This is a genomic window from Ruegeria sp. CDSB117 (assembly GCF_059611005.1).
In genome coordinates this window covers 1-6,622 of sequence record NZ_JBXWOS010000053.1, presented here as the reverse complement: position 1 = coordinate 6,622, position 6,622 = coordinate 1, and the positions used below count along the sequence as shown (strand labels likewise).

7 protein-coding genes are annotated in these 6,622 nt (G+C 54.6%); 6 read left to right on the top strand and 1 reads right to left on the bottom strand.

All coding sequences use genetic code 11. The features are described from left to right. Positions 1-138: 138 nt before the first annotated feature. Positions 139-852, bottom strand: coding sequence for a GntR family transcriptional regulator (locus tag AC2FJC_RS23450; protein ID WP_496742085.1), 714 nt, complete (start codon positions 850-852; stop codon positions 139-141). Between the two features lie 230 nt (positions 853-1,082). Between AC2FJC_RS23450 and AC2FJC_RS23445 the strand changes: the two genes are divergently transcribed. The 6 genes from AC2FJC_RS23445 (at position 1,083) to AC2FJC_RS23420 (ending at position 6,416) form a co-directional block, all read left to right on the top strand. Then, positions 1,083-2,270, top strand: coding sequence for an ABC transporter substrate-binding protein (locus AC2FJC_RS23445; protein ID WP_496742083.1), 1,188 nt, complete (start codon positions 1,083-1,085; stop codon positions 2,268-2,270). 95 nt (positions 2,271-2,365) lie between these two features. Continuing rightward, positions 2,366-3,235, top strand: coding sequence for a branched-chain amino acid ABC transporter permease (locus tag AC2FJC_RS23440; protein WP_299896066.1), 870 nt, complete (start codon positions 2,366-2,368; stop codon positions 3,233-3,235). A 19-nt stretch (positions 3,236-3,254) separates the two neighbouring features. Beyond that, positions 3,255-4,226 (top strand): branched-chain amino acid ABC transporter permease, encoded by a 972-nt coding sequence (locus AC2FJC_RS23435; RefSeq protein ID WP_496742087.1) that lies wholly within the window; start codon positions 3,255-3,257, stop codon positions 4,224-4,226. Then, entirely contained in the window at positions 4,223-5,005 is a 783-nt protein-coding gene (locus AC2FJC_RS23430; RefSeq protein WP_496727461.1) for an ABC transporter ATP-binding protein, read from the top strand. Before AC2FJC_RS23435 ends, AC2FJC_RS23430 begins: the two co-directional genes overlap by 4 nt. A gap of 3 nt (positions 5,006-5,008) precedes the next feature. Beyond that, entirely contained in the window at positions 5,009-5,731 is a 723-nt protein-coding gene (locus tag AC2FJC_RS23425) for an ABC transporter ATP-binding protein (RefSeq protein WP_496742081.1), read from the top strand. 7 nt (positions 5,732-5,738) lie between these two features. Continuing rightward, complete coding sequence (locus AC2FJC_RS23420; protein WP_496727459.1) at positions 5,739-6,416, top strand: aspartate/glutamate racemase family protein; 678 nt, start codon at positions 5,739-5,741, stop codon at positions 6,414-6,416. Positions 6,417-6,622 lie beyond the last annotated feature (206 nt).

Below are 6,622 nucleotides of genomic sequence, written 5' to 3'. Positions count from 1 at the left end.
CCCGAACCAACACCAACCCTTTGAGATTCGCAGCGTGACTTGTGCAACGGAGATATGACTACTTGCTAGCCAAAAATAGATGATTTGCGCGACCATGAGCGACGCCTAAAAATCCTGCGGTACGACCCAAAATGTAAGTTACATTCGCCCGCTTAAAATCTTCGCCAAATCAGGTTCTGTCTTTTGGATTTGTTCGAGGTCCAGCGAATTCTGAACATGAAGAATATGGTGACGTATGGCGTCTTCGGCCGCTTGCGGCTGACCATCCGCAATCGCGTCAATGATCGAAGTATGTTCGTCATCCGGGCAGGTGGCATTGCGGTTCGATCCGAACAGGGCAACGATCAGTGAAGTGCGGGTGACCAACTCTCGCAGAACGCGGGTCAGAACCGAGTTCTTGTGACATCGCGCCAGTTCGACGTGAAAGGCACCTGAAAGACGGATCATTTCTGTCCTGTCATCATCATTCCGTGCAATCTCTTCTTTCTCGACATGCGTACGTAGGGCTTGAACGCCCTCGTTACTGATACCGCGCGCTAATTCTCGCACGATACCAGTTTCAATCATCAGACGGGCAACAAAGACCTCGCGGGCCTCATCGGCGCTGGGGCAGGCAACATAGGCCCCTCGATTGGAGTGCAGATCGACGATCCCCTGGCTACTAAGCAGCAACAGCGCGCGGCGCACGCGCATTCTACCTACGCCGAACGTCTCACACAAAGCCAGTTCGCTAAGCTTGGTTCTGGGTGCCAGTTTCTGCTCCATCACCGCAGAATAGATCCGATCAACGATCATTTGTTCATCAGGATCAGTTCGCAGGGTGCTTAGCTTGTCTTCAGATTCGTCCGTCATCTCGTTTCATTCCGGTGGGGTTGGCCTGAATTTTGTTAATAGCTGCAAGGTTTTCTTCTTACAATATATCGGTTCTTTGTTGACAATATCAATGTTTCTCCAAACATAAAGTGTTGACAGAAATTGTTAACAATGCAGAACTTGACGCGTTCACCGGGATTCGACCGATGACACAGTCTATTTTTGCAAGCGCCCGAAAGAGGCGCGGAGACCTCAGTAGGGAGGAAACAATGAAACGCAGAACTCTGATGAAATCATCGGCTGCTTTGGCGCTGGCCGCATCCGTGCTTGGATCGGCCGCCTGGGCCGAAAACCCCGTCCTCAAGATAGGCTTTGTTGGCGTGACCTCTGGTCCGGCGGCGGCCTGGGGCATTTCCAATCAGCGCTCGATGGAAGCGCGCGCTGAATGGATCAATGAGTCTGGTGGTTACAAAATCGGTGACACCACCTACGATATCGAAATCGTCTCGTTTGACGATCAGAAAGACCCCAAACGCGCCATCGCCGGCATGGAAAAAATGGCGCAGGAAGGTATCCACTATGTGGTCGGCCCCAACGTGGATGACGGTGCCGCAGCGGTGCGTCCGGTCGCCGAAGCCCAAGGGATCATGTATTTCCCTTATGCCTTCCCGAAAGAGCTGTACTCGGCCCCCGCATCGAATGCCGTTCTGGGTATGGTTGCGAATTATCAATCCGGTCCCGCGATCTATGAATACCTCAAGGAAGAAAAGGGAGTAAAATCTGTTGCTTTCGTGGCTGCGAACGAATCCGATCCGCTGAGCCAGCGGGATGGAGGTATCGAGGCTGCCAAGGCGTTGGGGCTTGAGGTTGTTTCCGACAATGTGACCTATCAGGTGGACACCACCGATTTCACGCCGGTGCTGACCCCGGTCATGCGCACGCAGCCAGACTTGCTGGTCCTGTCCGGCGTTTCCCCGGCCAATGCGCCACAGCTGATCCGTTCGGCGCGCGAGCTTGGGTTCCAGGGTATCATCTCAACCGAAACCGCGCAGGATGCGACGGTTCTGCGCGAGGGGGCAGGGGACTTGGCAAACGGGTTCATTTCGGTTGGCGGTGCGTCAACGCCCGAGATCGCATCGGATGACATGAAAGAATTCGTCAAACGCTATACTGATATGTTCGGCGAATATAACGACGAGTCCAACACTAAAGTCTATGCGCTGGAGTACATTCTGGCGACATTGAATGCGAACCCGGCGGGCATCGAGGACGTTGCGGCGTTCCAGACCACGATGGATACGTTCGAGGCCCCCAACCCGTTCATGAAGGGCGACGCCAAGATGCGGTATGTGGGCACGACGTCGTTCGGACAAAAGCGTCAGATTGCCGTTCCACTGGTCGTCAATGTCTATCAAGACGGCGAGTTTGAAACGCTCTTTGTCGCTGAAGTCGACTGAGGCAATACTCCCAAAGCAGGCAAAAGCCTAACAAACCACTCACTCTCCTGGGCTGATCTTCAGCCCGGGATACCCGAACCTTTCGCGGGACACTCATGGAACAAATACTAGCAAATGGCATCTATCTGGGTGCGCAATATGCGATGATCGCCCTTGGACTGACGCTGATATTCGCCCTGATGAACGTACTGAATTTCGCTCACGGGCAAATGTATGTTCTAGGTGGTTTTGTCACCTATACGTTTTACGGACAGCTGGGCTGGCCGTTTGTGCTGGCGCTTTTGGCGTCCTGCATCACGCTTGCGGTACTTGGCGCATTGATCGAGCGTTTTCTGTTTGCGCCGGTCATACGGCGATCTTCCCGCGAGGAGAGCACGATGCTTCTGGCGGCAGGTTTGGCGTTCTTTTTCGACGCCATCATCTTGCTGGTCTTTGGCGAGAAGCAACGCGGTGTTCCCAAAATCGTCGACGGTGTTTTCAATTGGGATTTCCGATTGATCATGCCCTATGACCGCATCCTGATCTGCGTTCTGGCCATCCTGTCGATCATCTCCTTTATCTTGTTCATGCAGTATTCCAAAACTGGCCGAGCGTTGCGCGCGCTGGCGCAGGATCGGACGGCGGCGCAGTTGATGGGGGTCAACGTCGCCCGGTATTCGATGATCGGGTTCGCCCTTGGCGCCATGCTGGCCGGTCTGGTTGGTGGATTGCTGGTGACGATCACCGGCGTCAATCTTGGGATGGGTGGACCGACCTCGATCAAAGCCTTCATGATGGTGATGATCGGTGGTGCGGGTGTGATTTCCGGCGCGATTGCGGGCGGGATCATCCTTGGCTTTCTCGAAGCCATTGGTTTGGCCGTTCTCTCGCAATATGGCGACATCACCTATCTGCTGATCTTCGTCTCGCTGATGATTTTCCTGGCCATCCGTCCGCAGGGGCTGATGGGCAAACCGTGGGGATAACGCAGTGCCGAAACTCAACATGATCCAATGGGCGGGTGTAGCTATCTTCCTGTTGGCCGTCTTCATCGCAATACCTGGCTTTATCGCGGCATCGGGGCGGTCCGACCTGTATTATACTCTGACCTCGGTGGCGCTCTTGTCTATCGCCAGCGCCGGGGTTTGGCTAACTTTCTATATCGGGCGCATCAATATCGGTCAGGGGGCATTTGCCCTTATCGGGGCCTATGTTTCGGCCATTTTGGTGACCAAAGCTGGCATGTCTTTTTGGCTGTCGCTGCCGCTGGCGGGGTTGTTCGCCGCCGCAGTGGCGGTTGTGATCGGGGTTCCGATCCTGCGCCTGCGCGGTGTTTATTTTGCCATGATTTCGCTGGTGCTGACGCAGGTGGTCACCCTGACCGCGCTGGCCTTGCCAATCACAAATGGGGCCAAGGGTATCACCTCGATCCCGCTGCCTGGAGAGGTGTCGGCTCTGGGCCTGACTCTAATCCCAGATTTCGCGACGCTGGAGAACCCAAGGCTTGCCTTCTACTACGCCGCCTGCGTGCTGATGGTATTGACCTTCGCCGCCATGTATCGGCTGGTGAATTCGCGGCTTGGCCATCTGTGTCGGTCGATGCAGCAGAACGAGGAGCTGGCCAGTTCGATCGGCGTCAATATCTCGTACATCCGGGTCATCGTGTTCGCGATCTCCTCCTTTTTGGGCGGTATTGGCGGGGCGATGTTCGGCTCAATCGCGCAGTCGGTCTATCCTTCTAGCTTTCAGGTCGCAGACAGCGTGAATTTCATGCTGAATTGTTTCCTAGGCGGGTTGGGATATGTCTTTGGCCCAATGCTGGGCACTTTGGTTCTGTATTTCGGTTGGGACCTGCTGTTTGAATTGGGTCGCTTCCAACTGCTGGCCTATTCCAGCTTGCTGATCATCCTGATGCTGGTGCTGCCCAACGGGCTGCTGAGCCTTCGGTTACCCGGTAAGAAGGGGGCTGACAAATGAGCCATCTTCTGGAAGTTCGCCATGTCACCAAAAAGTTCGGTGGTCTGACCGCCAACAGCGATATCTCCTTCAACGTCAATGAAAATGAGATCTTGTCGGTGATCGGGCCAAACGGGGCAGGCAAAAGCACGCTGTTCAAGATGATCTCGTCCTTTTTGCCTACAACAACTGGGGAGGTGCTGTTCAAAGGCGAAAGGATTTCGAACCTGAAACCGCATATTGTGGCGCGCAAAGGGGTCGTTCGCACGTTTCAGGAAACAACAATCTTCAAGTCGATGACCGTGCGCGAAAGCATCGTCGTTGCTCAGCATTTGCGGGCCCGCGCCTCATTGGCGGGATATTTCTGGGGCACCAGGATGGCGCATGAGGATGTCGACAGCTTTGGCCAATATGCCGACGATCTGATCGAATTCCTTGGCATGACCGAGATCGCCAATGAGCAGGCCTCGAACCTGCCACAAGGGAACTTGCGGGCTCTGGGAATTGCCATTGGATTGGCCACTGACCCCAAGGTTCTGCTGTTGGACGAACCCTTTGCCGGGATGAACCATGACGAGACCATGAAAATGGTCAATCTGGTGCGCAAGGTGCGCGATGATCGGGGCGTTACGGTGCTGTTGGTGGAACACGACATGCCTGCGGTGATGAATATATCCGATCGGATTGTGGTGCTGAACTTCGGCGAGATGATCGCCGAAGGCACGCCTGCGGAGATCCAGAACAACGAAAAGGTCATCGAAGCCTACCTGGGCAGTGCGGATGACGAGATCGGGATCTAAGCCATGACAAAGATGTTGGATTTCAAGAATGTCGAGCTCTACTACGATCACGTGTATGCGCTGAAAGGCGTGTCCATCAATCTCGAAAAAGGTGAAACCGTTGCTTTGATCGGAGCCAACGGAGCCGGTAAAAGTTCGATCCTGCGGGCGATCACCGGCTTGGCCAAGGTCAGATCCGGCTCGGTCGAATTTGAGGGTGAACAAATTGACGGTGCCAACCCGGCTGATATCGTTTCCAAAGGCATTGCCATGGTACCGGAAGGGCGTCGCGTCTTTCCATATATGACCGTAAAGGACAACCTGCTGATGGGGGCGTTCACGCGGTCCGACAAGACAGGGATCAAGGAAACGCTCGACTCTGTTCTGGAACGGTTCCCGCGTCTGCGGGAACGTTTTTCTCAATCCGCCGGAACGCTTTCAGGCGGTGAACAACAGATGATGGTGATCGGCCGCGCGTTGATGGCAAAGCCGCGCCTGTTGCTGTTGGATGAACCGTCGCTCGGGATCGCGCCCAAACTGGTGCAGGATATCGCTCGATCAATTGTCGCGATCAATCGCGACGAAGGTGTTTCGGTTCTGCTGGTTGAGCAGAACTCGCGCATGGCGTTGTCGATCTCGCATCGCGCATATGCGCTGACCACAGGAAACGTCGCCATATCGGGAAATTCCAAGGAACTTCTGACCGATCCCCGGATCAAAGCCGCCTATTTGGGCGGAGAAGTGTGAGGACGTTGTGAAACTGCTTGTTGTCAATCCCAACACTACTAGTTCAATGACCCGAAAGATCGAGGCGGCAGCCCGGGCCGTCGCGGATCCTGGTACCGAGATTATTGCCACGAACTCGCAAGATGGCCCGGCCAGCATCCAGGGTTTTCTGGATGTATCCACTTGCGTGCCTGGATTGTTGGACGCTGTAAAAGAACATCCGGATGCCGATGCCATTGTTGTTGCTTGTTTTGATGACACCGGCGTTGATGCCGTACGCTGTATCACATCGGCCCCGGTCATCGGTGTGGGCGAGGCAGCATATCACGCGGCGTCGATGATAAGTCCAAAGTTCAGCGTCATCACGACATTGTCCCGTTCGCTTGCGGGATTGGAGTCGAACCTGTTGCGCTATGGTCTCGACCGCCGCTGTGTCCGGGTTCGCGCATCAGACGTGCCAGTTCTGAAACTTGAGAAAAACGACCCGAACACCGTCGACAAAATCAAGGCCGAGATAAGGGCCGCGATAGATGAAGACAGGGCTGAAGCCATTGTTTTGGGATGTGCTGGGATGACAGACTTGATGTCGCATTTGTCCGAGGAATTTGGGCTGCCGGTGGTTGATGGCGTTGCATGTGCCGTCACCTTTGCGGAGGCGATGGTCAAAGCCAAACTGAAAACGTCGAAGCTGTGTTCTTATGCCTGATCAACACGTTTGGGATCTTGCGTTGTGTCGCGAATATTCTGTGAGCGGGAAATGTACGCTCGCCTGGCACAGATTTCCCACGTCATCAACAAATTGGTAAAGTCCTGGGGCCAGTTCCCATGTCCAGTGAATTGAGAGGATGGCTTGCTGCGTTTCCGTTTTGCTCTCGACAAACCGCATTGTTGGTCAACAGACCACGTCACAGA